A 250-nucleotide genomic window follows, 5' to 3' on the forward strand; every position below is an offset into this window, starting at 1 on the left:
CTGCAACGGCGGGCATTCCGCATGCTGCGCTTCTCGCAGACCGTACGGGCGCGCCGATGTGCTACGTCAGAAGCAAACCGAAAGCGCACGGCAAAGGAAATCAAATAGAAGGCGCCATTAAGAAAGGACAAAAAACAGTCGTGATTGAAGACTTGATTTCTACCGGAGGCAGCGTGCTTGAAGCTGCGGCGGCCCTTCAAAGAGAGGGCGCGGAAGTCCTCGGCGTCATTTCCATTTTTACATACGGACT

General features: G+C 54.4%; 1 protein-coding gene. It reads left to right on the forward strand.

The features are described from left to right. A partial coding sequence (locus ACYYG1_RS17720) for an orotate phosphoribosyltransferase (protein WP_461211649.1) occupies positions 1-250 on the forward strand: 250 nt, incomplete at both ends.

This window comes from Desulfocurvus sp. DL1XJH-121, assembly GCF_054819825.1.